The sequence below is a fragment of the Pseudomonas sp. P8_241 genome (genome assembly GCF_034008315.1).
Classification (GTDB): Bacteria; Pseudomonadota; Gammaproteobacteria; order Pseudomonadales; family Pseudomonadaceae; genus Aquipseudomonas.
In genome coordinates, this window is sequence record NZ_CP125377.1 from 3,963,602 (window position 1) to 3,986,898 (window position 23,297).

Annotated in this window: 23 protein-coding genes; 7 read left to right on the plus strand and 16 right to left on the minus strand. The window is 61.2% G+C overall.

What is annotated here, in order from left to right:
* Positions 1–24: 24 nt before the first annotated feature.
* The 9 genes from pqqB to QMK58_RS17755 all read right to left on the minus strand — a co-directional run bounded on the left by pqqB (position 25) and on the right by QMK58_RS17755 (position 8,381).
* Complete coding sequence (pqqB, locus tag QMK58_RS17715) at positions 25–939, minus strand: pyrroloquinoline quinone biosynthesis protein PqqB (protein WP_320395144.1); 915 nt, start codon at positions 937–939, stop codon at positions 25–27.
* A 55-nt stretch (positions 940–994) separates the two neighbouring features.
* On the minus strand, positions 995–1,066 hold the full coding sequence (pqqA, locus tag QMK58_RS17720) for a pyrroloquinoline quinone precursor peptide PqqA (RefSeq protein ID WP_003253598.1): 72 nt from the start codon (positions 1,064–1,066) through the stop codon (positions 995–997).
* 224 nt (positions 1,067–1,290) lie between these two features.
* Positions 1,291–2,811, minus strand: a complete 1,521-nt coding sequence (locus QMK58_RS17725) for an aldehyde dehydrogenase family protein (protein ID WP_320395145.1) — start codon at positions 2,809–2,811, stop codon at positions 1,291–1,293.
* 213 nt (positions 2,812–3,024) lie between these two features.
* Complete coding sequence (locus tag QMK58_RS17730) at positions 3,025–4,800, minus strand: PQQ-dependent methanol/ethanol family dehydrogenase (protein ID WP_053158564.1); 1,776 nt, start codon at positions 4,798–4,800, stop codon at positions 3,025–3,027.
* A gap of 292 nt (positions 4,801–5,092) precedes the next feature.
* Complete coding sequence (locus QMK58_RS17735; protein ID WP_320395146.1) at positions 5,093–6,031, minus strand: quinoprotein relay system zinc metallohydrolase 1; 939 nt, start codon at positions 6,029–6,031, stop codon at positions 5,093–5,095.
* A 16-nt stretch (positions 6,032–6,047) separates the two neighbouring features.
* Positions 6,048–6,809, minus strand: a complete 762-nt coding sequence (locus tag QMK58_RS17740; protein ID WP_320395147.1) for a quinoprotein dehydrogenase-associated SoxYZ-like carrier — start codon at positions 6,807–6,809, stop codon at positions 6,048–6,050.
* Between the two features lie 10 nt (positions 6,810–6,819).
* Complete coding sequence (locus tag QMK58_RS17745) at positions 6,820–7,695, minus strand: substrate-binding periplasmic protein (RefSeq protein WP_053158554.1); 876 nt, start codon at positions 7,693–7,695, stop codon at positions 6,820–6,822.
* 3 nt (positions 7,696–7,698) lie between these two features.
* Complete coding sequence (pedF, locus tag QMK58_RS17750; protein ID WP_320395148.1) at positions 7,699–8,160, minus strand: cytochrome c-550 PedF; 462 nt, start codon at positions 8,158–8,160, stop codon at positions 7,699–7,701.
* 56 nt (positions 8,161–8,216) lie between these two features.
* Positions 8,217–8,381, minus strand: a complete 165-nt coding sequence (locus tag QMK58_RS17755) for a hypothetical protein (protein ID WP_172681821.1) — start codon at positions 8,379–8,381, stop codon at positions 8,217–8,219.
* A 157-nt stretch (positions 8,382–8,538) separates the two neighbouring features.
* Between QMK58_RS17755 and QMK58_RS17760 the strand changes: the two genes are divergently transcribed.
* The 6 genes from QMK58_RS17760 (at position 8,539) to QMK58_RS17785 (ending at position 13,632) form a co-directional block, all read left to right on the plus strand.
* Positions 8,539–9,723, plus strand: a complete 1,185-nt coding sequence (locus QMK58_RS17760; protein WP_053158548.1) for an ABC transporter substrate-binding protein — start codon at positions 8,539–8,541, stop codon at positions 9,721–9,723.
* Between the two features lie 30 nt (positions 9,724–9,753).
* Complete coding sequence (locus tag QMK58_RS17765; RefSeq protein WP_053158545.1) at positions 9,754–10,713, plus strand: YVTN family beta-propeller repeat protein; 960 nt, start codon at positions 9,754–9,756, stop codon at positions 10,711–10,713.
* Complete coding sequence (locus QMK58_RS17770) at positions 10,710–11,441, plus strand: ATP-binding cassette domain-containing protein (RefSeq protein ID WP_320395149.1); 732 nt, start codon at positions 10,710–10,712, stop codon at positions 11,439–11,441. The genes QMK58_RS17765 and QMK58_RS17770 overlap by 4 nt, the downstream gene beginning before the upstream one ends.
* On the plus strand, positions 11,438–12,229 hold the full coding sequence (locus QMK58_RS17775) for an ABC transporter permease (RefSeq protein WP_053158539.1): 792 nt from the start codon (positions 11,438–11,440) through the stop codon (positions 12,227–12,229). The genes QMK58_RS17770 and QMK58_RS17775 overlap by 4 nt, the downstream gene beginning before the upstream one ends.
* A 123-nt stretch (positions 12,230–12,352) precedes the next feature.
* Entirely contained in the window at positions 12,353–12,910 is a 558-nt protein-coding gene (locus tag QMK58_RS17780) for a PQQ-dependent catabolism-associated CXXCW motif protein (RefSeq protein WP_053158536.1), read from the plus strand.
* A gap of 56 nt (positions 12,911–12,966) precedes the next feature.
* Entirely contained in the window at positions 12,967–13,632 is a 666-nt protein-coding gene (locus QMK58_RS17785; protein WP_320395150.1) for a response regulator transcription factor, read from the plus strand.
* 105 nt (positions 13,633–13,737) lie between these two features.
* On the opposite strand, the gene nahK is transcribed toward QMK58_RS17785, so the two are convergent.
* The 6 genes from nahK to QMK58_RS17815 all read right to left on the minus strand — a co-directional run bounded on the left by nahK (position 13,738) and on the right by QMK58_RS17815 (position 21,623).
* Positions 13,738–16,371, minus strand: a complete 2,634-nt coding sequence (nahK, locus tag QMK58_RS17790) for a hybrid sensor histidine kinase/response regulator NahK/ErcS' (protein ID WP_413817385.1) — start codon at positions 16,369–16,371, stop codon at positions 13,738–13,740.
* The gene (gene nosP, locus QMK58_RS17795) at positions 16,301–17,458 is read right to left on the minus strand and encodes a nitric oxide-sensing protein NosP (RefSeq protein WP_053158526.1); all 1,158 of its coding nucleotides are present in this window, start codon (positions 17,456–17,458) and stop codon (positions 16,301–16,303) included. Before nosP ends, nahK begins: the two co-directional genes overlap by 71 nt.
* Before the next feature lie 154 nt (positions 17,459–17,612).
* Positions 17,613–18,797, minus strand: a complete 1,185-nt coding sequence (locus QMK58_RS17800; RefSeq protein ID WP_320395151.1) for a porin — start codon at positions 18,795–18,797, stop codon at positions 17,613–17,615.
* A 248-nt stretch (positions 18,798–19,045) separates the two neighbouring features.
* The gene (locus QMK58_RS17805; protein WP_320395152.1) at positions 19,046–19,852 is read right to left on the minus strand and encodes a sulfite exporter TauE/SafE family protein; all 807 of its coding nucleotides are present in this window, start codon (positions 19,850–19,852) and stop codon (positions 19,046–19,048) included.
* 9 nt (positions 19,853–19,861) lie between these two features.
* The gene (locus QMK58_RS17810) at positions 19,862–21,106 is read right to left on the minus strand and encodes an FAD/NAD(P)-binding oxidoreductase (protein ID WP_320395153.1); all 1,245 of its coding nucleotides are present in this window, start codon (positions 21,104–21,106) and stop codon (positions 19,862–19,864) included.
* Between the two features lie 175 nt (positions 21,107–21,281).
* Positions 21,282–21,623, minus strand: coding sequence for an ArsR/SmtB family transcription factor (locus QMK58_RS17815; RefSeq protein ID WP_007976596.1), 342 nt, complete (start codon positions 21,621–21,623; stop codon positions 21,282–21,284).
* A gap of 118 nt (positions 21,624–21,741) precedes the next feature.
* On the opposite strand from QMK58_RS17815, the gene QMK58_RS17820 reads away from it, so the two are divergent.
* Positions 21,742–22,605, plus strand: coding sequence for an MBL fold metallo-hydrolase (locus tag QMK58_RS17820; protein ID WP_053158513.1), 864 nt, complete (start codon positions 21,742–21,744; stop codon positions 22,603–22,605).
* A 144-nt stretch (positions 22,606–22,749) separates the two neighbouring features.
* On the opposite strand, the gene bkdR is transcribed toward QMK58_RS17820, so the two are convergent.
* Entirely contained in the window at positions 22,750–23,238 is a 489-nt protein-coding gene (gene bkdR / locus QMK58_RS17825) for a Bkd operon transcriptional regulator BkdR (RefSeq protein WP_007915088.1), read from the minus strand.
* Between the last annotated feature and the right edge of the window lie 59 nt (positions 23,239–23,297).

The window sequence follows — 23,297 nt, forward strand, 5'->3', positions numbered from 1 at the left end:
GCTTGCCAGCGAAGGCGTCCTTCGCTACAGCTCAATACTCATGCCGTCATAAGCCACTTCAATCCCCCGCCGCTCCAGCAAGGCCCGTTCGGCGGAGTCTTCGTCGAGAATGGGATTGGTGTTGTTGATGTGGATCAGCACCTTGCGCTGGCGGTTGAAATCCTCCAGCACTTCAAGCATCCCGCCGGGGCCGCTTTGTGCGAGGTGTCCCATGTCGCTGCCCAGGCTCTGGCCGACTTCACAGATGCGCATTTCGTCATCACGCCACAGGGTGCCGTCCAGCAGCAGGCAATCGGCACGCTGCATCCAGCCCAGCACTTCATCGTCAATTCGACCCAGGCCAGGCGCATAGAACAGCGAGGCGCCGTTGCGCAGGTCTTCGATGAACAAGCCAATGGTGTCGCCCGGTTGCGGGTTGCCGCGATTGGGCGAATACGGCGGCGCGTTGCTCACCAGAGGAATGGCGCGCAACTGTAGGTGTTCACAGGCCGGGATGCTGAACGGCTGACGCTCAAGACCGATCGGCTGCCATTGCAACCCAGCGTTCCAGTGTCCGAGCATGTTGAACAGCGGGAAACCACTGCTCAGATCCTGATGCACGCGCTCGGTGCACCACACGTCATGCGGGCAACCTTCACGCAGGCTGAGCAAACCGGTGCAATGGTCGATCTGGCTGTCCAGCAGCACGATACCGGCGATGGCGCTGTCACGCAGGCGCCGTGCCGGTTGCAGTGGCGCAAAACTCTCGAGTTGCGCGCGAATGTCCGGGGAAGCGTTGCACAGCACCCACTCCACACCGTCGTCACTCAGGGCAATCGACGACTGCGTACGGCGCTGTGCCCGCAGGCTGCCATTGCGCACACCGGCGCACTGGCGGCAGTTGCAGTTCCACTGCGGAAAACCACCGCCAGCGGCGGAACCGAGGATACGGATGTGCATGGCGGATGCTCCAGAAGGCAGGCCCGGCCAACGCAGCGGCTGGCCGGGTGATCAATCAACGGTTGGCGAAATACATCGTCACTTCGAAGCCAATGCGCAGATCGGTAAACGCGGGTTTAGTCCACATGGGTCATTCCTCTTCTTGTGCCCGGGTGATTCCGGTAGAGCCATTAATGCACGGGGCGTTGAGTGCCCGAATGCTACTTTCGAAGGAGTTGGCGGGGTGATTTGGTAGGGGGTATGCGCGGTGTCAGATACAGCCATTCGCTGGCAAGCCAGCTCCTACAGGTATTGCGCATTCCTGTAGGAGCTGGCTTGCCAGCGAACGCCGTTACCCGATTTCGAGTCGGGTTAGAAGAAGCCCAGCGGATTGATGTCGTAGCTCACCAGCAGGTTTTTGGTCTGCTGATAGTGATCGAGCATCATCTTGTGATTCTCCCGACCGACGCCGGACTTCTTGTAACCCCCAAACGCGGCATGCGCCGGGTACAGGTGGTAGCAGTTGGTCCACACGCGCCCGGCCTTGATCGCCCGGCCCATGCGGTAGGCGCGGTTGATGTCGCGGGTCCACAGGCCAGCGCCGAGGCCGAACTCGCTGTCGTTGGCAATCGCCAGGGCTTCGGCTTCGTCCTTGAAGGTGGTGATACCCACCACCGGGCCGAAGATTTCTTCCTGGAACACGCGCATCTTGTTATGACCCTTGAGCAGGGTCGGCTGGATGTAATAGCCGCTGGACAGGTCGCCTTCCAGACGTTCGGCCGCGCCGCCGGTGAGCAACTCGGCGCCCTCCTCCTGGGCAATGGTCAGGTACGAGAGGATCTTGTCGTATTGCTGCTCGGACGCCTGGGCGCCGACCATGGTCTCGGTGTCCAGCGGGTTGCCGCGCTTGATCTTGACGATCTTCTTCATCACCTGGGCCATGAACGGCTCGTAGATGGATTCCTGGACCAGCGCCCGGGATGGGCAGGTGCAGACTTCGCCCTGGTTGAAGAACGCCAGCACCAGACCTTCGGCGGCTTTTTCGATGAACGCAGGTTCGGCGTTCATGATGTCTTCGAAGAAGATGTTCGGCGACTTGCCGCCCAGCTCGACGGTGCTCGGGATGATGTTCTCGGCGGCGCAATGCATGATGTGCGCGCCCACCGGGGTCGAACCGGTGAAGGCGATCTTGGCGATGCGCTTGCTGGTAGCCAGGGCTTCGCCGGCTTCGCGACCGAAGCCCTGAACGATGTTCAGCACGCCCGCTGGCAGCAAGTCGGCGATCAGCTCGGCGAAAACCATGATCGACAGCGGCGTTTGCTCGGCAGGCTTGAGCACGATGCAGTTACCGGCGGCCAGGGCCGGGGCGAGTTTCCAGGCGGCCATCAGCAGCGGGAAGTTCCACGGAATGATCTGCCCGACCACGCCCAGCGGTTCGTGGAAGTGATAGGCCGTGGTTAGCTCGTTGATCTCGGCAGCGCCACCTTCCTGAGCGCGGATGCACCCGGCGAAGTAACGGAAATGGTCAGCCGCCAGCGGCACGTCGGCGTTCAGCGTTTCGCGAACGGCTTTGCCGTTGTCCCAGGTTTCGGTAACGGCGAGCACTTCGAGGTTCTGCTCGATTCGGTCGGCGATTTTCAGCAGCACCAGGGAGCGGTCCTGGGCCGAGGTCTTGCCCCAGGCATCTGCAGCGGCATGCGCGGCGTCGAGGGCTTTGTCGATGTCGGCGGCGCTGGAGCGCGGGAACTCGGCGATGACTTCACCGTTGACCGGCGAGGTGTTGGTGAAGTATTCGCCATTGACCGGGGCGACGAACTCGCCGCCGATAAAGTTGCCATAGCGCGGTTTGAAGGTAACAACGGCGCCTGGGGTTCCGGGTTGTGCGTAGATCATGGTGGGCCTCTGTCTGGGTCGATGCCCGTCGTGCTGACAGGCGATGAGCCGATACTAGAGAGCCCCGCGCGCCAGACGAATGCATCGTTGGCAGGAGGGGCTCTCGTTATTTAGTAGGAGCCGGCTTGCTGGCGAAGGCGTCTTCATGGGCGATGCATGACTGAAGGGCCTCTTCGCTGGCAAGCCAGCTCCTACAAGGTATGTTGCGTACCATCAGTGCTTGGCCACGAGGTCCTTCGGCAGTTTGAAGGTCCAGAGCATGCCGCCCTGGTTGAAGTCCTTCACCCGCTTGGCCACTTCGCCGCCCCACAGCGGTACCGCGCCGCCCCAGCCGGAGAGCACCGAGACGTACTGTTCGCCGTCCATTTCCCAGGTCACGGGCGAGCCGAGCACGCCGGACCCGGTCTGGAATTCCCAGACCTTCTCGCCGGTCTTGGCATTGAACGCCTGCAGGAAACCTTCAGGCGTGCCGGTGAACACCAGGTTGCCCTTGGTGGTCAGCACCCCGCCCCACAGCGGCGCGTAGTTCTTGTGGCGCCAGACTTCCTTGCCGGTTTTCGGATCGATCGCACGCAGCACGCCGATATAGTCTTCGTTCAGCGGCTTGATGGTGAAACCGGCGCCGAGGAACGCCGCGCCTTTCTTGTAGGCGATGCCTTCGTTCCAGATGTCCATGCCCCATTCGTTGGATGGCACATAAAACAGCCCGGTGTCTTTGTTGTAGGCCATTGGCATCCAGTTTTTCGCACCAAGGAACGCCGGTGCTACGAAGACCGAACTGCCCTTGACCTCAGAGCCCGGGGCACCGGGACGGCTGGCTTCGTTGTAGATCGGCCGGCCGGTTTTATCCAGGCCGGTGGCCCAGGTGATCTTGTCCACGAACGGGAAGCCACGGATGAATTTGCCGTTGGTGCGATCCAGCACGTAGAAGAAACCGTTGCGGTCGGCAGTGGCTGCCGCCTTGATTTCCTTGCCACCTTCGCTGTAGTTGAACGACACCAGTTCGTTCACGCCGTCGTAGTCCCAACCGTCGTGCGGCGTGCTCTGGAAGTGCCATTTGATGGTGCCATCGTCCGGGTTGAGCGCCAGGCGCGACGAAGAGTAGAGGTTATCGCCAGGGCGCAGGTGCGAGTTCCACGGCGCCGGGTTACCGGTACCGAACAGCAGCAGGTTGGTTTCCGGGTCGTAGTAACCGCCAAGCCAAGGGGCTGCGCCGCCGGTTTTCCAGAGATCGCCCGGCCAGGTCTTGCCCACCTCGCCGCCGGAGATACCGTTCTCCACCGCTTTGCCGTCCTTGTAGACGAAGCCCATGTGGCCTTCGACCGTTGGACGGGTCCACAGCAGATCGCCGTTTTTCGGGTCATAGGCTTCGATCTTGCCCACCACACCGAACTCGCCACCGGCCACGCCGGTAATCAGCTTGCCGTTGATCACCAGCGGCGCGGCACTGATCGAGTAACCTTCCTTGTGGTCGGCGACTTTCTTGCTCCACACCACCTTGCCGGTGTCCTTGTTCAACGCCACGAGCTTGGCGTCGAGGGTGCCGAAAATCACCAGGTCGCCATACAGCGCGACGCCACGGTTGATCACGTCACAGCACGGACGGATGTCATCCGGCAGGCGCGCATCGTATTGCCAGAGTTTCTTGCCGGTGCGTGCGTCCACGGCAAACACCCGCGAGTAGGACCCGGTCATGTACATCACGCCGTCCTTGACCATCGGCTGCGCCTGCTGGCCGCGCTGCTTTTCGCCGCCGAAGGAAAACGCCCACGCCGGGCGCAGCTCCTTGACGTTGTCGACGTTGAGAATGTCCAGCGGGCTGTAGCGCTGCCCCTGGACACCCAGGCCATTGGTCACGACCTGTTCGGGGTTTTTCGGGTCCTGGAGAATGTCCTGGTCGGAAACCCCGGCCAATGCCTGGCCGGACAACAGCATGGCACTGAGCAGCAGGCTCAAGACGAAGGGCTGGCGACGTGCGGGTTGGGTCATGACGGCTTCCTCTGCGGATTTTTGTTATGTCCGGATAATTGTCCCGGTCTGATGCAGATTCTTGGGCGCCGCCGCGCTGGCAACAATTGCCCGCAATGAGGAGATTGCTAGTTCCTTGGTACAGGTTCGGGTGAGATGGACGCGAGATTTTGTGAACGGCGCCGCCCCCCTGTAGGAGCGAGCCTGCTCGCGAAAAACGTCAGAGCACCGCGTTCATCCAGGCAGCTTGCGTTATCGTTGACGTCCATCGTCGGAACGCCGCCCGGAGCAGGCTCGCGCCTACAGAAAAGCATCATTTGCCGGCACTGGAATCCACCCGCGTCATCCGCTCGCGCTCGTAGCGCGGGTACAGATGGCTGACGCTGCGGATCAGTTCATAACGGGTAAGGTTGATCCCGGCAAAACGCTCAGGGATGGGGCTGCGGATCATCTCGGCCATGTCGCTGCCATTGGCGGCTCCGTCGCGCATGAGCTGATCGAGCCAGGTCAGGTAATCGCGCATTTGCTCGAAGGGTTGCCGGTCGCTGGCCACCGGCCCATGACCCGGCACGACCAGCGTCCAGGGCAAGCCCTGCAAGGTGGCGATGTCCGCCAGCCACACTGACAGCCCAGGGCTGTTGGGCGTGGTCAGCGCCCGCTGATAAAACACCAGGTCCCCGGCAAACAGCACGCCGGTTTGCTGGTCGAGAATAGCCAGATCCGCGCCCGTATGCCCACCCAGGCTCAGCAAGCGCAAATCATGATCCCCAAAACTTTTCACACCGGGCGTCAGTGTCTGGGTCGGCAACACCACTTCGGTGCCACGCATCCAGTCCCCGACCATCCGGTACATATTCTCGGCCATCGCATCGCCTTGCTGATGCAACAGCTCGGTGGTGCCGGCCAACGCGCCGATCGGCACGTCGCTGAAGGCTTGATTGCCCAGTACATGGTCCGGGTGGTGATGGGTCAGCAAGACCTCGATCACCGGCTTGTCGGTGGTGGCGGCAATCGCTTTGCGCATCGCTTCGCCATAGCGCTTCGACGACCCGGTGTCGATCACCACCACGCCGCGTTCAGTGACGATGAACGCGGTGTTGACGATGTTGCCGCCATTGGCCTTGGCGAAATTATCCGTGCTGCCTTCCAGCAGCCAGGTGTCCCGGGCGATCTGCCGGGGCTTGAGCGAATACTCGAGATCGGCCAGGGCCGTCAGACTGACGCTCAGCACCATCAACAGGATCCAGCGCATGCCACGCTCCTTGGGGTCAGGGGATCGACGCATCGAACTCATTGCCGCTGTTGTCCCGTAATAACAGGCGTGTTTGCCCTGCCCCTTCGATATCGAAGGCCAGGTTGGGGTTTTCGCTGACGGCGGGAAAGAGCTCCAGCCGGGCCAGCACTTGCTCGTTGTGGTCGCGCAGTTCGGCGTGGTTGATGAAGAATTCCGGAATGCCGCTGACCATGCCGTTGTCCATGGGATGCGCCACCTGCAACCGCAATCGGCTCAATTCGCCACGGGGATAACGACCGCCCAGCACTTCGCCGATGTGTTCTTCCCAGCCCGGTTGAGTGCGCACCACACTCGGCGCGGTGCAGCCGCCACCCGCCGCGTCAATCAGGGTCGAACCGACATGCCACACGCCGTCACGGGTCAACACCGCCGCGCGCAAGGGCGTGGTCTGTTCGATGCGAATGCGCAATGACAGCCAGGGCAAAACCGAATGCAGCGGCTGGAAGTCGACGATTTTCGGCAATGGGTTGAGCTCTGCCCAGGCGAGGATCCTCACCACCTCGCCCTTGAACGCACGGGCATCGATTTCCAACGGCACCTGCCGGGCATCTTCGGCAAATGGCGGCGCCAGCAGCTTGACCCGCTCGTCGAAAACGAACGGCGCATTGCCCAAAAATTGCTGTTGATAGAACGTCCACATCACCGACGGCACCGGGTCTTTACCGGAATCCATAGCGTTAGCCTGTGCCGCCAGGCTGAGCCAGCAGGCCAACAGACAACTCCCTCGCCATTTCATCGCCTGCTCCTTATTGATACATCTCGGGCACGTCGTAACGCAGGCCGTAATGGCCGTAGATGGTTTTCACCGAACCCTCGCGGATCAGTGCTTCGAGCGCTTCTTCCACGGCATAGGCCAGTTGCCGGTTGCTTTCGTGCACCGCCATGCCGATTTCCCAGAGCTGCTTGCCCATGTTCGGATAGGCATTCTCCGCCAGTGCCACCTGCGGGTCGGCCGCTTCATGGACTTGCCAGTCGATTTCACCGCGCATGGCCATCACCGCGTCGACCTCACCGGCCTTCATCGCGGCAAACGCCTGTGGCACGCCGGGATAGTGATGGGTCTTGCCGGCGAGCATTCCGTTGAACACCGAAGTCAGGTAGAACGACGGCACACTGTCGACTTCAACGCCAATCGGGTGATGTTCGAACACCGCGACGCTGGCGACCTTGTCCAGCCGCCGGCGGTCATAGGCCACCTGCCATTGCTCGGTCTGGTACGGACCGAACATCACCACATGGCCGTTTACCAACTCGCCCAACTCGTTGCGCTTCTGCGCGTAATCATGGTCGTAGGGCACGCGCATCATCAGGTCGGCCAGTTGCTGGTTGTGCAAGGCACTCGCCCGCCAGATGTAATCGCGCAGATCGTCGTCGAGCTTTTCCCCGGCCGGCGCCCAGATCAGCGTCAACCGCACGCCGAGCGCCCTGGCCAAGGCCTCGGCGAGTTCGACATCGACGCCCCGGGGCTGCCCGGCACTTTCAAAACTGTAGGGGGCAAAGTCCTTGTAGACCGCCACCTTCAGTTCCCCGGCGGCGATCATTTCGTCGTAGTTGCGAACCTGCGCCTGCGCCGCCTGGCAGCACAGCCACACAGCGCTGATCAACACCGCGAGCAGGTGCATGGGTCACTCCTCGACGCGGACAGTGTCCAGATAGGTGCGCACCGCCCACAGGGCTTCCTGGCTCAGGTAGTCAGCCATTTTCGGCATGTACACCCGACCGTCGCGCACCGCGCCATGGCGCACTCGCTCAACGAACCACTCATCGCCTGACTCACCGACATCGAGCATGCGCAAATCGGGGGCGATGCCACCGGATTTGGCTTCCAGGCCATGACAGGCCGCGCAGTTCTGGGTGTAGGCCGAAGCACCGATTTCCACGGCTTTGTCGTGTTCCGGGGTGGTGCGATACGGGTTCACCGCCGCCCAGCCATCGGCATCGAGCTGCACCCCTGCGTCCTTGATCGGGGTAAGGCCCTGGGTGGCCACGGCTTGTGGGACCACATTGCCATGAGCCCAGACAGAACCTGTGGTGATCAAACTGGCCAATAGCCCGGTCACGAGCAAGGCGTTGCGTATTGTTGTCATTGTTATGCCCTCTGGATTGCACGCAAAACCTCTTGGCAGAGGCTATGGCAGCCATCTTAGAAAGCCTTGCGCACAGGCCCCATGCTGCTTTGGTGGCCGCTATCTACTCCCTTGGTCGTAGGGCGATCGTTGGACACGGGACGCGGGCCGTGGAGCCGGTCGACGCCGATCAGGGTCAGGATCAGCAAGAACGGCAGGAGCAGTGCTTTGACGATACGCATGGTCAATCCCCTCCAGATCAATGGCCGTGGTTGCCCATGCTAGAACCGAGCCGTACTTGACGAGCTACTACCTTGGTATTGGCCGTTCGGTACTTTCTGCATATTTGCACTGCACCAAAGGCTTCATAAGCTGGCGCTATCGGTCATGGAGAGCCTTATGCGCCAGCTTGCCCCTTACGCCTTGATTTACCTGCTGGCGATTGCCTGCGCCGCCGGCCTGGCTACCCAGAGCCAGGCCGCCGATGCGCCCTTGCAGGTGCGGATCGGCTACCTGGGTTATCGCCCCGACCCCGGCCCGCTGCTGTCGAATGTCATCCCCGAGCCCAGCGATGCCGGGCTGCGCGGTGCCGACCTGGCGATCACCGACAGCAACAGCACCGGGCGTTTTCTCAACCACGGCTACAGCCTGGTCAGCGCCAGCGTCGACAGCCCCGAGGCCTTGCTCGATGCAGCAAAGGCGCAACATGAACAAGGCCTGCGCCTGTTTGTGGTGAATGCGCCCGCGACCAGCCTGCGCCAATTGAGTGCGGCGCTGCCCGATAGTCTGCTGTTCAATGCCGGCAGCCCCGACGACAGCCTGCGCACCACCGATTGCCTGCCAAACGTGCTGCACACCTTGCCGAGCCGGGCGATGATCGCCGATGCGCTGGCGCAGTTTCTGGTGGTGCGCAAATGGCAGCGTGCACTGCTGATCGTCGGCCCGACCCCGGACGACCAAGCCTATGCCGCCGCCCTGCGCCGCGCCGCCAAGCGCTTCGGCTTGCAACTGGTAGCGGAAAAACCCTGGAGTTTTGATAACGACCAACGCCGCAGCGCCCAGGCCGACATGCCGCTGTTCACCCAGACCGCCGAGTACGACGTAGTGCTGGTGGCCGACGAACGCGGCGACTTCGGCGAATACGTGCCCTACCAGACCTGGTACCCGCGTCCGGTCGCCGGCACGCAGGGCCTGACCCCGGTGGGTTGGCACAAGACCGTGGAAACCTACGGCGCCGCGCAACTGCAAAAACGCTTCGAAGCCCTCGCGGGACGCTGGATGAATGACCGCGATTTCGCCGCGTGGATCGCCGTGCGCAGCATCGCCAGTGCCGTGAGCAAACTGCGCCAGGCGGAGCCTATGGCGATCCGTACGCTTGAAATCAGCGATCAACTGCCGCTCGACGGTTTCAAAGGCCGCAAGCTCAGCTATCGGCCGTGGAACGGCCAGTTGCGCCAGCCAATTCCCATCGTCCAGCCCCGGGCGTTGGTCAGTACGTCACCGCAGGACGGCTTTCTGCACCCCTTCAACGAGATGGACAGCCTGGGTTACGACAAGCCCGAGGTCAGCTGCCGCTTTCCCTGATCCGATAACCAAAACGATAAGGAAACTGCCATGCGCCGCACCCTGCTTTCATGCGCCCTGCTCCTCGCCGCCGGCCATGCCGTTGCCAGCACGGCCTGGGTCTCCAACGAAAAGGACAACAACCTGAGCCTGATCGACCTGCAGACCCTGCAAGTCACCGACACCCTGCCCGTCGGCCAGCGTCCCCGCGGCTTGTTGCTGTCCCATGACAATAAGCTGCTGTACATCTGCGCCAGTGACTCGGACCGGGTCCAGGTGATGGACGTGGCCACGCGCAAGATCATCAAGGAGCTGCCTTCGGGCAAAGACCCCGAGCAATTTGCCCTGCACCCCAATAACCGCTGGTTGTACGTTTCCAACGAAGACGATGCGCTGGTCACGGTGATCGACACAGAGACCTCCAAGGTGCTCGGCCAGATCAACGTCGGCGTCGAACCCGAGGGCATGGCCGTCAGCCCTGACGGCAAGTGGGCGGTCAATACCAGCGAAACCACCAACATGCTGCACTGGATCGACACCAGCACCCAGACCCTGGCCGACAGCACCCTGGTGGACCAACGCCCACGCTTTGTCGAATTCTCCCCCAACGGTGCTCAGCTCTGGGCCTCGGCGGAAATCGGCGGCACTGTGACCATTCTCGATGTCGCCAGTCGCAATGTACTCAAGACGCTGACCTTCCAGATCAAGGGCGTGCATCCGGACAAGGTCCAGCCGGTGGGCATCAAGCTCAGCGCCGATGGCAAATACGGCTTCGTCGCCCTCGGCCCGGCCAACCATGTGGCGGTGATCGATGCCAAGACCTTCGAGATTATCGATTACCTGCTGGTGGGTCGACGGGTCTGGCAGATGGCGTTCACCCCGGATCAAAAGCAACTGCTCGCCACCAATGGGGTCAGCGGCGATGTCTCGGTGATCGATGTCGACAGCCTCAAGGTCAGCAAGTCTGTGAAGGTTGGGCGCTACCCTTGGGGCGTGGTGGTGACACCATGAACGCCCTTGAAGTCAGCGAACTGAGCTTTGCCTACGGTGCTCGCGAGGCCTTGCGCAAGGTGAGTTTCAGCCTGGAACCCGGGCGTTTCGCCGCCCTGCTGGGACCCAACGGCGCCGGAAAATCAACCCTGATCGCCCTGCTGACACGGCTGTACGACGTACAACTTGGCGATATCTTCGTCGGTGGCTGTTCATTGCGTCATTCGCTACGCCCGGCGCTCAAGCAGTTGGGCGTGGTGTTCCAGCAAAGCACGCTGGACCTGGACCTGAGCGTCGAACAGAACTTGCGCTATCACGCCGCGCTGCACGGTTTGTCCCGGCGCCAGACCGACCTTCGGGTCAACGCCGAACTGGCCCGCCAGGCCCTGACCGAGCGCCGCCGCGAACGGGTGCGTGAACTCAATGGCGGCCATCGTCGCCGGGTCGAGATTGCTCGCGCGCTGCTGCATGAGCCGCGTCTGTTGCTGCTTGATGAAGCCAGTGCCGGCCTCGACCCGGCGAGTCGCCTGGCGCTCAATCAGCACATCCGCAGCCTGTGTCGCGAGGAGCGCATCAGCGTGCTCTGGACCACCCACCTGCTCGACGAAGTGCACCCCAGCGATGACTTGCTGATTCTGCATCAAGGCCGGCTGGTGGCCAGTGGTCAAGCCGATGTCCTGAGCCTGGAACACGGTGGCGATCTCGGTTCGGCGTTCACCCGTCTTACGACTTCAGGAGCGATGCAATGACCGCTTACTGGCAATGCTTGCGCGGTATCGTGCTGCGCGAATGGCTGCGTTTTGTGCTGCAACGCACGCGATTTCTCAGCGCTCTGGTGCGGCCGTTGCTCTGGCTGCTGGTGTTCGCGGCCGGCTTTCGCGCAGCGCTGGGTATCGCGATCATCGAGCCCTACGACACCTACATTCCCTATGAGGTCTACATCATCCCCGGACTGGCCTGCATGATCCTGCTGTTCAATGGCATGCAAGGCTCACTGTCGATGGTCTACGACCGGGAGATGGGCAGCATGCGCGTGCTGCTGACCAGCCCCCTGCCCCGAACCTTTCTGTTGTGCAGCAAACTGTTGGCCACGTCGCTGATTTCGCTGTTGCAGGTGTATGCGTTTCTGGCGATTGCCTGGGTCTACGGCGTGCAGCCACCGGCCACGGGGCTGTTGATTGCGTTGCCTGCGCTGCTGCTGGTGGCGTTGATGCTCAGCGCACTGGGCCTGTTGCTGTCGAACGCGATCCGCCAGCTGGAGAACTTTGCCGGGGTGATGAATTTCGTGATCTTCCCGCTGTTTTTCCTGTCATCGGCGCTGTATCCGTTGTGGAAAATGCGTGAAGCCAGTGAATGGTTGTATTGGCTGTGCGCAGTGAATCCCTTCAGCCACGCGGTGGAGCTGGTGCGTTTTGCCCTGTATGAACGCTTCAATCCGCTGGCGCTGGCGGTGTGCACGGGACTGACGTTGCTGTTTGCGTTACTCGCCGTACTGACCTTCAACCCACAGCATGCCGCGCTGCGCAAATCCACCTGACACCCCCCTGTAGGAGCCGGCTTGCTGGCTCCTACTTTAGTACTGGTTCTACCTGTCTATCGTCGCATTCCCAATGTCCCCCGACTGGCATGTAATAGGTCCATAACTATAAGGACTGTATCCATGCCGCGTGCCCGACCTCGCCTGCTGCCCCTTGCCCTCGGGGCCCTGTCGCTGAGCCTGCTGCTGAGTACTGCGCAGGCAGACACCCCGCTGTTCTCCGCCGAAGGTTATCGAATCGACCTGTACCGCAGCCCGACGCCACAACATCTGCAAGGCGCAACCATCGTCGACACCCCTGCCCTGCAAACCCTGCTCAGCCAAAGCCCGCGTCCGGTGCTCATCGACGTCTACCGCCGCCAATGGCTGAACGGACAATTCATCGAAGACCAGCCCCATGAAAATCTGCCCGGCAGCCATTGGCTGGCCAACACCGGTGACGGCGACCTGACGCCGGACTGGCAGGCATACTTTGCGCGTCACCTGAAAACCCTCACCGCCGGCAATCTGGCGCAACCGCTGGTCTTCTATTGCCGCTCCGACTGCTGGTTGAGCTGGAACGCCATCAAACGCGCGGCCACCATGGGCTATAAGACGTTGTATTGGTACCGCGATGGCCTGGACGCCTGGCAAGCCGCCAATCTGCCGGTTTCGCTCGCCCAGCCCGAACCCTTTCCCTGAGCTTTACGCGTGCACGCTGTTGCCACACCATAATCAAAATAATGAGGTGAAAGGCTATGTACAAAATTCTGATTGCCGACGATCACCCGCTGTTTCGCGAAGCCATTCACAACGTCATCAGCGATGGCTTTGCCGGCAGCGAAGTCATGGAAACCGCCGACCTGGACAGCGCCCTGGCGCTGACACAGGAACACGACGACCTCGACCTGATCCTGCTCGACCTGAACATGCCCGGCATGCACGGGCTCAATGGCCTGATCAACCTGCGCAATGAAGCGCCGACCATTCCGGTGGTGATTGTTTCCGCCGAACAGGACAAACAGATCGTCCTGCAAGCCATCACCTACGGCGCGGTGGGTTTCATCACCAAGTCCTCACCCCGCACCCAGATGACCGAGGCGATCGCGCAGATCCTCAATGGCAACGTCTACCTGCCACCCGACATCATCCGCACCGCCAAAAGCAGTACCCACCGGCGGATGAACGACGCGCCGAGCTTCCCTCCCGAATTGCTGCAGGCCCTGACCCGCAAGCAACTGCAAGTGCTGGAACGCATGACCAAGGGTGAGTCGAACAAACAGATCGCCTACACCCTGGAAATTGCCGAAACCACGGTCAAGGCCCACGTCTCGGCGATCCTGCGCAAGCTCAACGTGCACAACCGGGTGCAGGCGATCCTGAGTGCCGGGGATATTGATTTCGGGTCTTATCTGCGACGTTGAAGACCGAGTCGCCCCTTTTCGCTGGCAAGCCAGCTCCTACAGGATTGCGGTGATTCTGTAGGAGCTTGCTTGCCAGCGATGGGGCCGTCCCATGCACCGCAGAGATCAAGGCCTGCCAAGTAAATGACTCATCGCCGTCTTCAGCTTCATCGGCCGCACCGGCTTGTGCATCAGGGTATGGCCCAGCTCGCGGATCTGAAGCTTGAGCTCATTGCTGTAGTTGGCGGTGATCATCATCGCCGGGATCGGTGAGGCACGACGGGCATTGATCCTTGCCACCGCATCGACACCGTTCTGATCGTTGTCCAGGTGGTAATCGGCGATCAGCAGATCTGCTTCGCCATGGTAGTTGTCCACTTGCCGCGCCAGGTCTTCTTCAGACAGCGCCGTGACCACCCGGCAGCCCCAGCCCTCCAGCAGCGTGCGCATGCCGGCGCAAATGGTCGCGTCGTTGTCCAGCACCCAGACTCGCGCCCCGCGCAACCGTTCGAGCATGGGTTCACTCATCATCAGGCCCGGTGAAGGCTTTGGCGCCGTCGCACTCAACGGCACCTCCACTGAAAATACCGAACCCTTGCCCGGCCACGAGCGAACATGAATGCTGTGCCCGAGAATACCGGCGATTTTCTCGACAATCGCCAGGCCCAGGCCCAGACCGCGATCCTGATCGGGGCGCTGCACGTCGCCGCGCTTGAACTCCTGAAAAATCTCCTCAAGGCGATGCTCTGCGATGCCCATACCGCTGTCCCAGACCTGGATCGACAAACGCTGCCGATGACGTCGGCAACCCAGCACCACGCGGCCGCTGCAGGTGTAGCGAATCGCGTTGCTGAGCAAGTTGCGCAGAATCCGCGCCAGCAACTGGACGTCACTGCGCACCAGCGCCGAACAGGCGATGAAATGCAATTCAAGGCCTTCACTGCGCGCCACTTCGGTGTACTCGGCGGCGAGGTTGTCGAGTAACTCACTGAGGGCGAACGGCGCGATGTCGGCCTTGATCACCCCGGCATCGAGTTTGGAAATATCCACCAGGGTGCCCAACAGGTTTTCCACGTCTTCCAGAGAATGGCTGACATTGCGCACCAGCGTCTCGTTGGAACCAGACTCGCGTCTTTCCAGCAACGCACTGGTAAACAACCGGGCGGCATTCAGCGGTTGCAGCAGGTCGTGGCTGACGGCGGCGAGGAATTTGGTTTTCGACAGGTTGGCCTGTTCGGCTTCCTGCTTGGCTTCACGCAGGCGCGACTCGACCTGTCGACGCTCTTCGATTTCACGCAACAACTGGCCGTTGAGGTTGGTCAGTTCCGCCGTGCGTTCGCGGACCCGCAGCTCAAGATTCTGGTAGGCCTGGTGCAGCGCTTCCGCCGTACGCCGACGTTCGGTGATGTCGCGGATCAGCACGAAGATCCCCACCACCTCGCCATTCGCCAAGCGATTGGGCACATAGGAACGCAGCATGTAGCGCTCCTGATTGTTGACGTTGGTTTCGGCGAACTCGAACGTCACGCTTTCGCCGGCCAGGGCTCTGTCCACGTAAGACTCCAGCCGCTGGTAATGCTGTTCGCTGTGCACTTCGCGCAGGCTCTGGCCCAGCATCACGCCACGGGGCCAGCAGTACCACTCTTCATAAACCTTGTTGGTGAATTCGTAGACCAGATCAGCATTGAGGTAAGCGATCAACGCCGGCACATGGTCAGTGATCAGGCGGATCCAGCGCTCGCTTTCGCTCAGTGCCTCGGCGTGCTGGTAACGTTCGGTGATGTCGGTAAAGGTGTTGACGAAGCCACCGGTGGGCAGCGGATGGGTGCGGATTTCCAGGACCCGGCCGTCAAAGAGGCGCTGTTCGCATTCCTGGACCGGACGGCCGTTGCCATCGCGCGTGGCTGGCGTCAGCAAGGTCAACTCGCTGTCGGCAATCACTTCGGCAAACGGACGATGCGCTGCCACGGGTGCCAGGCCGCTCAATTCCAGGAAACGTCGGTTCCACAATTCCAGAACACCCTCGGCGTTGACCATCGCCACCCCTTGGGACAGGTTGTCGACCGCCCGTTGCAACAGGTGCGACTTCTGTGCCACCGCCTGCTCGCGGCGCATGGTTTCGCTGAGTTTGACGTCGGTAATGTCGGTGAACAGAATCACCCGTCCACCTTCCTGGGTCGGTCGTTCGCTGACTTGCAGCCAGCGCCCGTTCTGCAAACGGTAGAGCAGGTTCTCGTCGGCATGCCCGCGGGGCTCTTCGGTGAATAGACCGTTGCTCGTCATCAGGCGCTTGACCTCGGCCAGGCGCATCCCCGCGTTGATCCGCACGCGGCTGTTGCTCCAGAACGCCTTGAAACGGCTGTTGAACAGGACGATGCGCTGCTCGGCATCGAACAGCACAAAGGCGTCGGAAATGCTTTCGATGGCATCAATCAAGTGTTGATGGGCGGTTTCTGCGCGCAGGCGCGCTTCGCTGAGTAGATGATTGCCGGCCTTGAGCTCGGCCATGGCCTGATTCAAGGCATCGGTACGCTCGCGCACCTGCTCGGCCAGCACCACCGAATGCTGGAACGCCGCATAGGGGTCATTGCCACGGGTCACCCCGGACTCGACACGCTCGATCAATGCGCCGTTGATGCGCTGCAGTTTGTGATTTTCATGGCGCAGGCGCTGGAGTTCAGCCTGTAGCTCAGCGGTGTTTGGGGGTGCGGCCACGGGCAATGGCAACGCCGGTGAAGGTCTGGTTGATGTGCATGCCATTGAACTGTTCTCCGTAGGTGTTGAAACCCATGACCCGCTGCTCACGCAAAAACGTCCCGATCTGTTCGAGTCGACCGTCGTCTTCGAGCTCCAGGCGCCGCAGGAAACAGTCGCAGCCGATGGTCAGCAGCAAATCCCCAAGGCGCTCCTGCAATCCTTCGAACAGGCTTTGCAGGTTCGGCAACATCGGGCCCGGGGTCATCGCGGTGAGGACGATGCCGTTCTCCACGGCGCAGTAGAAGCTCAGGCTCAGATCCGGGTGCACTTGCTGAATGGCGCGCACGTAATACTGCTGATTGACGCGCACGGCCAACGGGTGCGCCGCGAAGACCCGGTGATCGAGTTCAGCCACCGGCACACCGATGTGCCGGGCGTATTCGGCGGCCGCCGGTTCGGCATTGAGCTCGAATACCCGTCGCAGCGCGCTGTCGGCGCCTGTGACCACCAGTTTTTCGGCATTGGGCTGCATGTGGTGGGTGGTGAACACTTCGAAATCCAGCCAGGTGTTGACCAGCACCACCACGGCCGCGCCGCTGTGGAACTCGCCATCGAAGTACACGTGGGTATGGGTCAGGTAATTGTCGTCGCCGGCCGATCCGCCGAAATGCGGAATATCGCCCAATGCCGCACTCAGGGCGGCCAGCACCATTTCTTCACGGCTGGACAGGCCATCGAGCAAGGTCAAGGCGAAGCTGTTGCCCTTGATCGGCGCCAGGGAATTGCTGCGGCAGCCGCTGACCAGACGTTCGACCATTTGCTGGGCGTCGATAAGGCTGAAGTGCCCCATCTCATCGATCAGCTCCACGGCAATGGAAAAGTGCCGATGATCAAAACCCACCGCTGTCACACAATTACGGCCGTAGCCCAACGGGGTGATTTCCCCGGCGCTGGTACAGCCCACCAGGCGAATGCCGCCGAAGCTCTGCTGCAAGGCCTGACCCAAGGCCTGCAAGTCGTACTCGGCGGAACAGAAGAACAGGACCAGGCCCAAATGCGGATGCAACAACTGCCGCGCCAACTCCTGTGCGACCTGCCGGGCATCGCTGGCCTGGGACATTGCACTGACGACGCCTTCGCTCTGCTGCATCCTTACCTCCCGCAGGTGCGTGTGTATGAGGCACGAGTGTACGAAGTCTGTGGGGTGCGACGAATGCTACTTGGGTAGCGGGTAGCCGCTTCGATGGGATGAGACGGGGGGCGACCCTCGCCGTGATGCGCACAGCCAGGGCCTCCTCCCGGTGTTACCAGGTCAGCACCGCGCCTACTGCAAAGGTATCGGTGTCTTCGTTCTGGTCACTGGTGTCATGACCGTTGATTTCGAACTGGTTGTACTCGGCCACCAACTTGAGGTTGTCGTTCACGTCATGGAACAGCGCGACCCCGCGAGTCTCGTAGTCCGCGCCGCTGCCGACCACGCCATTGCCGTCGTCATTGGTCTTGCCGTAGGACAAGGCCAGGCGGTTCTTGCCCAGTTTGTAGGAGCCCTGTAACAGGTAACCGTCACTGTCGACGTTGCGCAGGGTCGGTTCGCCGGCATTGTTGGTGAAAAACGGGTTGATACCCTTGGCCTGGAAGCCGGAACCGGTGAGTGACAACCCACCCATTTTCGCCTGTACGCCATAACCGACACCCTTGGAGGTCACGGTGTCGACCGTGGAGTCCGTGTTGTCCGAGCTCTGGTAGCTGCCGTTGAGCCAGCTGTAGATCTTGGCCCCGGCCAGGTCGAACTGGTAGGTGATCTCGCTCTCGGTACGCGGGCTTTCCTGATAAGCCTTGCCCGTCGGGCTGCTGTCGTTGGTGTCCACCGGATCCATGATGCCGACCGCTACGCGTAAACCCTCCAGCACCGGCGTGCGGTAAGTGATCTGCGAAGTCGGGAACGGATACGGATAACCCGTGCCGATATTGCCGAACGACACCCCGCCGCCGTCCACCAGACCCAGGGTATCGCTGACCTGGCCGTAACCGGCGAGCATCTCGTCGAGCAGGATGTTGGAGCGGGCAAACAGGCCGAAATCTTTACCGATCAGCACTTCACCCCATTGCGGATTAGCCACGGTGCCGTAGAACTGCCGCACATCGATGGCGGTGTCAGTGCCGTTGGTTTCACTGTCGTTGATGGTGACCCAGAAGGAAGAGCGGGCACCCAGCTTCAGGTCATCAACCTGCTTGCCCATGTTGAAACCGAGGTAGTTGGGCAAAAAGCCCATTTTCACCCGTGACTGGCGGCGGTCGTACTGCTCGCCGGCGCGATCGACATCGCTGTTCACGTAGAAGGCATTGATATAGCCGTCGGTGGAGAACGTGGTCTGGTCCTTGTCGTACAGGACGATTTCCGCCTCGGCCATTGGGGCCAGGCCGAGTGAGGACAGGCTGGCAATGAAGGCCGGCAGAAAACGATGCGTGAAGTTCTTATTGTTGTGCATGGCGCGCTCCGAAACGGGGGACAAGTGTCGGAGGCGATTATCGAAAGCTGACGGGCGGCGCCATACGCTGCCTTGGGGCTGGTTTTCAGGTGCTTTGGATGGGCCGGCGGTGCGTGACCACTAGGGCGTAAGACCGCGGATCGGCAGGGCAAGCCACTAAAGTTGTAAAGAACCGCTTTTCGTAGGAGCCGGCTTGCCGGCGAAGGCGCACTTGAAGCCCCCTTCGCCGGCAAGCCGGCTCCTACAGGTCAAACGCTCGCTTTTATCAGCATGTAGGCGGCGACCACCACGCAGATGCTGGCAAACCCGACCTGCAACGCCCGCGCCGGCACCCGGGCGCAGAGCTTGCGGCCGATGATCATGCCGACGATGCTGGAGACGATGAAGGCAATGCCCAAACCGTCGATGCGCACCCCGGCATGAAATGCGCCGATCACGCCGACGGCCGAAATCAGGCTGATGACCATCAGCGACGTGGCGACGATTCCGCGCATCTGCACATCGGTCAGTTGCTTGAAGGCCGGGACGATCAAAAAGCCGCCGCCCACTCCCAGCAACCCCGACACCACCCCGGTAACCGCGCCCAGCGCCGCGAGGGTCGCGGTGCACTTGGCGGTCCAGGAAAAACGCCCGGTCTGTTGATCGAGCATGCAGTTCTTCTGGCCCCAGTTGGCCTGACCGTGGTCGCTTGGGCCCTCCTCCTTGCGCTCACGTCGCAGCATCCGCCAGGCCACCATGACCATCAGCAGGCTGAACAGGATCATCAGGATTTTTTCTGGCAACTGATGGGCGAAGTAGATGCCCAGCGGTGAAAACACGGCACCGAGGGCCGCGATCAGCAGCGCCGCTCGATAGCGCACCAGGCCATGGCGCAAACCGTCGAGGGCGCCGACCGCTGCCGCGCTGCCGACGGCAAACAACGCCACCGGCGCGGCCTGGGTCATGCTCCAGCCCAACCCCAACACCAGGGCTGGCACCGCAAGAATGCCGCCCCCGGCACCGGTCAAACCCAGCACAAGGCCCATCACCAAACCAAACAGACTTGCCAGCAACATAGGGAGTTCTCAGTCGACCTTGGATACACGTGTCAGCCACTCGCGGCCCTTGAGCATGCCGTTCCAGTAGAACCACGGTAGCAGTGTCGCCTTCAGCCACCAGGCCGAGCGGCGCGGGGTCGTCGGATCAAGGGGAAAGGTCGGCAGCAACTTGCCCGCGTAACCGAACTCGGCAAGGATCACCTTGCCCTTCTCCACCGTCAGCGGACAGGAGCCATAACCGTCGTACTTCAGCGGCAGTGGCTGTTGCTTGCGCAAGGCCAGCAGGTTTTCGGCCACCACCACGATCTGCTTGCGCACCGCCGCGGCGGTTTTTGCGTTGGTAGTGCCGCAGATATCACCCAGCGCAAAGACGTCGGGATAACGCGGATGCTGCAGGCTGTGGGGGTCGACCTCGCACCAGCCGGCGGCGTCGGCCAACGGGCTGCGGGCAACGAAATCCGGCGCCACCTGAGGCGGCACGACATGCAGCAGGTCAAAAGTCTTTGCCTGGCGGGTGACATTGCCATCGGCATCCTTGACGTCGAACCACGCAGTTTTCGCCGGGCCGTCGACCTTGACCAGGTTCGAGTTGAACGCCACCCGGGCGTTGTACTTGTCGATGTATTTCATCAGCGGCGGAACAAAGGTCGGCACGCCGAACAGCGCCGCGCCCGCAACGTTGAATTCGACGTCGATGGTGTTCAGCACACCACTCTTGCTCCAGTGATCGCAGGACAGGTACAGCGCCTTCTGTGGCGCGCCGGCACACTTGATCGGCATGGCTGGCTGGGTGAACAGCACCTTGCCGCCGCGAAGTTTCTGCACCAGATCCCAGGTGTAAGTCGCGTGCCGGTAGCTGTAATTGGAGGTCACACCGTGCTGGCCGAGTGTGTCCTCCAGGCCTTCGATTTTCTCCCAGGCCAGGCGCAGGCCCGGGCAGACCACCAGGTTTTGATAGCTGACCGTACGCGCATCACCGAGGGTAAGTTGGCGCTTGTCGGGATCGATACCCGTCACGGCAGCCTGCAGCCAATGGGCCCCGCGTGGCATCACCGACGCCATCGGCCGCACGGTATTTTCCACGTTGTAGGCGCCGCCGCCGACCAGCGTCCAGGCCGGTTGATAGTAGTGCCGGGAGTCGGGCTCGATGACGGTGACGTTCAGATGTGGGCTACGCTTGAGCAGGCTGGCGACAAAGCCGATGCCTGCCGTGCCGCCGCCGATGACCACGATATCTGCACTGATGGATGGGCCCCAGTGTTGATCGTTCATTGCTTGTTCCTTTTGCTGCACGCAAATTTTCTTCCAGCCGCGACACAAAACGACTGTAGGAGCGAGCTTGCTCGCGATGGTCGCTAACGATTACGCGTGTTATCTGTATAAACGCGGTGCCATTACGTCCATCGCGAGCAAGCTCGCTCCTACAGGTTCGGTGTGTTAGCTGGCATCAGGGTTGAACCCAGCTTTTAAGCACCGCCCCGCAATAAAGCCCGGAGAGGGTTTTCATCACCTGGATCACTTCGTGACTGGCGAGACCGTAAAAAATGTACTTGCCTTCACGACGGGTGGCGACCAGTCCTTCATCGCGCAGGATGCCCAATTGCTGGGACAGGGTCGGTTGGCGCACGCCGGTCATTTTTTCCAGCTCGCCTACGTTGCGCTCGCCCTGGGTCAGCTGGCACAGGATCAACAGACGATCCTCATTGGCCAGGGCCTTGAGCAGCGCACAGGCTTTGGAAGCCGAGGCGCGCAGTTGGGCGACTTCACATTCGGTCAGACTGGATTGCATTTGCAGGATGCCTTCAACGTCACTTAAGCTGCGAACATTATGTCTTTAGATAAAGTGTTGCAACCGTTCGCTGACTTTTCGTCTTCTGACTTTTCTACCCCTGCACAGGTTCGTGTCCATGCCCGCACTGATTGAAGCTTTCCTCGACCCCGCCTCCTCGACCTACAGCTACGTTGTCTACGAGGCTGATGGCGGGCAGTGTGCGATTGTCGATCCGGTGCTCGACTACGATGCAGCCGCCGGGCGTACCGCGACCAACCAGGCCGACAGGATCATCGCCTTCGTTCGCGCCCATCATTTGCAGGTGCAATGGCTGCTCGAAACCCACGCCCATGCCGATCACCTGTCCGCCGCGCCGTATCTGCGCAAGGAGCTTGGCGGCAAAATCGCCATTGGCGAATCGATCAGCAAGGTCCAGGACGTGTTCAAGACGCTGTTCAATCTCGAGCCATCCTTTTGCGTCGATGGTTCCCAGTTCGATCATCTGTTCGCCCCCGGTGAATCGTTCATGATCGGCAACCTCAAGGCGACCGCCCTGCACGTACCCGGCCATACCCCGGCGGACATGGCGTACCTGGTTGGCAATGACGCGATTCTGGTGGGTGACACGTTGTTCATGCCGGACGTAGGCACCGCGCGCTGCGACTTTCCCGGTGGCAATGCCAACCAGATGTTTGCCTCTATCCACAAACTGTTGGCCTTCCCCGCCAGCGTGCGGCTCTACGTTTGCCACGATTACCCGCCCGAAGGCCGAGAACCGTCCTGCATGACCACGGTCGGTGAACAACGCCAAAGCAACATTCATGTGCGTGACGGCATCGACGCAACAGCGTTTGTCGAGATGCGCACCCGGCGCGATGCCGGGTTGGGGATGCCAACGCTGTTGCTGCCGGCGATCCAGGTGAACGTGCGGGCGGGGAATTTGCCGCCGGCCGAAGACAACGGCGTGACCTACCTGAAAATTCCCCTGAACAAGCTCTGAACACAAAAACTTGAAATGCTGAAAGCGGCCTGCGGCCTTTCGCTGGCAAGCCAGCTCCTACACAAGGTTTGCGCACACCCGAGGCCCCTGTAGGAGCTGGCTTGCCAGCGAAGGCGGCGTATCAGGCGATAAAGATGCTTGTGTCTAATTGCCAAGGGTCAAGCCGTTTGCCGGCAACGGCAGCGCGGTCTTGTAGCGCACCTGCTTGAGCGCAAAACTCGACCGAATGTTCGCCACCCCCGGCACCTTGGTCAGAAAGTCCATCATGAAGCGCTCCAGCGACTGAATGGTCGGCACCAGCACCCGGATCAGGTAATCCGGGTCGCCGGCCATCAGGTAGCACTCCATCACTTCGGGGCGATCGGAAATCGCCTCCTCGAAATGCTGCAACGCCTCCTCTACCTGTTTCTCCAGACTGACATGGATGAACACGTTTACGTGCAATCCCAGCAAGTCGGCATCCAAAAGCGTCACCTGCTCGCGAATCAGGCCCAACTCTTCCATGGCCTTGACCCGGTTGAAGCACGGCGTCGGCGATAAGTTAACCGAACGTGCGAGGTCGGCATTGGTGATGCGCGCATTCTCCTGAAGGCTATTGAGAATGCCGATATCGGTACGGTCCAGTTTGCGCATGAGACAAAACCACCTGTTTTTTATGCTTATGCAGATTTTTTATCTGCAAATGATCTTGA

Excerpts from the sequence above, each read along its gene's own strand:
- pqqB (WP_320395144.1), bottom strand. The coding sequence starts at position 939 with ATGCACATCCGTATCCTCGGTTCCGCCGCTGGCGGTGGTTTTCCGCAG.
- QMK58_RS17725 (WP_320395145.1), bottom strand. The coding sequence starts at position 2,811 with ATGATCTACGCACAACCCGGAACCCCAGGCGCCGTTGTTACCTTCAAA.
- QMK58_RS17730 (WP_053158564.1), bottom strand. The coding sequence starts at position 4,800 with ATGACCCAACCCGCACGTCGCCAGCCCTTCGTCTTGAGCCTGCTGCTC.
- QMK58_RS17735 (WP_320395146.1), bottom strand. The coding sequence starts at position 6,031 with ATGCGCTGGATCCTGTTGATGGTGCTGAGCGTCAGTCTGACGGCCCTG.
- QMK58_RS17740 (WP_320395147.1), bottom strand. The coding sequence starts at position 6,809 with ATGAAATGGCGAGGGAGTTGTCTGTTGGCCTGCTGGCTCAGCCTGGCG.
- QMK58_RS17745 (WP_053158554.1), bottom strand. The coding sequence starts at position 7,695 with ATGCACCTGCTCGCGGTGTTGATCAGCGCTGTGTGGCTGTGCTGCCAG.
- pedF (WP_320395148.1), bottom strand. The coding sequence starts at position 8,160 with ATGACAACAATACGCAACGCCTTGCTCGTGACCGGGCTATTGGCCAGT.
- QMK58_RS17755 (WP_172681821.1), bottom strand. The coding sequence starts at position 8,381 with ATGCGTATCGTCAAAGCACTGCTCCTGCCGTTCTTGCTGATCCTGACC.
- QMK58_RS17760 (WP_053158548.1), top strand. The coding sequence starts at position 8,539 with ATGCGCCAGCTTGCCCCTTACGCCTTGATTTACCTGCTGGCGATTGCC.
- QMK58_RS17765 (WP_053158545.1), top strand. The coding sequence starts at position 9,754 with ATGCGCCGCACCCTGCTTTCATGCGCCCTGCTCCTCGCCGCCGGCCAT.
- QMK58_RS17770 (WP_320395149.1), top strand. The coding sequence starts at position 10,710 with ATGAACGCCCTTGAAGTCAGCGAACTGAGCTTTGCCTACGGTGCTCGC.
- QMK58_RS17775 (WP_053158539.1), top strand. The coding sequence starts at position 11,438 with ATGACCGCTTACTGGCAATGCTTGCGCGGTATCGTGCTGCGCGAATGG.
- QMK58_RS17780 (WP_053158536.1), top strand. The coding sequence starts at position 12,353 with ATGCCGCGTGCCCGACCTCGCCTGCTGCCCCTTGCCCTCGGGGCCCTG.
- QMK58_RS17785 (WP_320395150.1), top strand. The coding sequence starts at position 12,967 with ATGTACAAAATTCTGATTGCCGACGATCACCCGCTGTTTCGCGAAGCC.
- nahK (WP_413817385.1), bottom strand. The coding sequence starts at position 16,371 with ATGGCATGCACATCAACCAGACCTTCACCGGCGTTGCCATTGCCCGTG.
- nosP (WP_053158526.1), bottom strand. The coding sequence starts at position 17,458 with ATGCAGCAGAGCGAAGGCGTCGTCAGTGCAATGTCCCAGGCCAGCGAT.
- QMK58_RS17800 (WP_320395151.1), bottom strand. The coding sequence starts at position 18,797 with ATGCACAACAATAAGAACTTCACGCATCGTTTTCTGCCGGCCTTCATT.
- QMK58_RS17805 (WP_320395152.1), bottom strand. The coding sequence starts at position 19,852 with ATGTTGCTGGCAAGTCTGTTTGGTTTGGTGATGGGCCTTGTGCTGGGT.
- QMK58_RS17810 (WP_320395153.1), bottom strand. The coding sequence starts at position 21,106 with ATGAACGATCAACACTGGGGCCCATCCATCAGTGCAGATATCGTGGTC.
- QMK58_RS17815 (WP_007976596.1), bottom strand. The coding sequence starts at position 21,623 with ATGCAATCCAGTCTGACCGAATGTGAAGTCGCCCAACTGCGCGCCTCG.
- QMK58_RS17820 (WP_053158513.1), top strand. The coding sequence starts at position 21,742 with ATGCCCGCACTGATTGAAGCTTTCCTCGACCCCGCCTCCTCGACCTAC.
- bkdR (WP_007915088.1), bottom strand. The coding sequence starts at position 23,238 with ATGCGCAAACTGGACCGTACCGATATCGGCATTCTCAATAGCCTTCAG.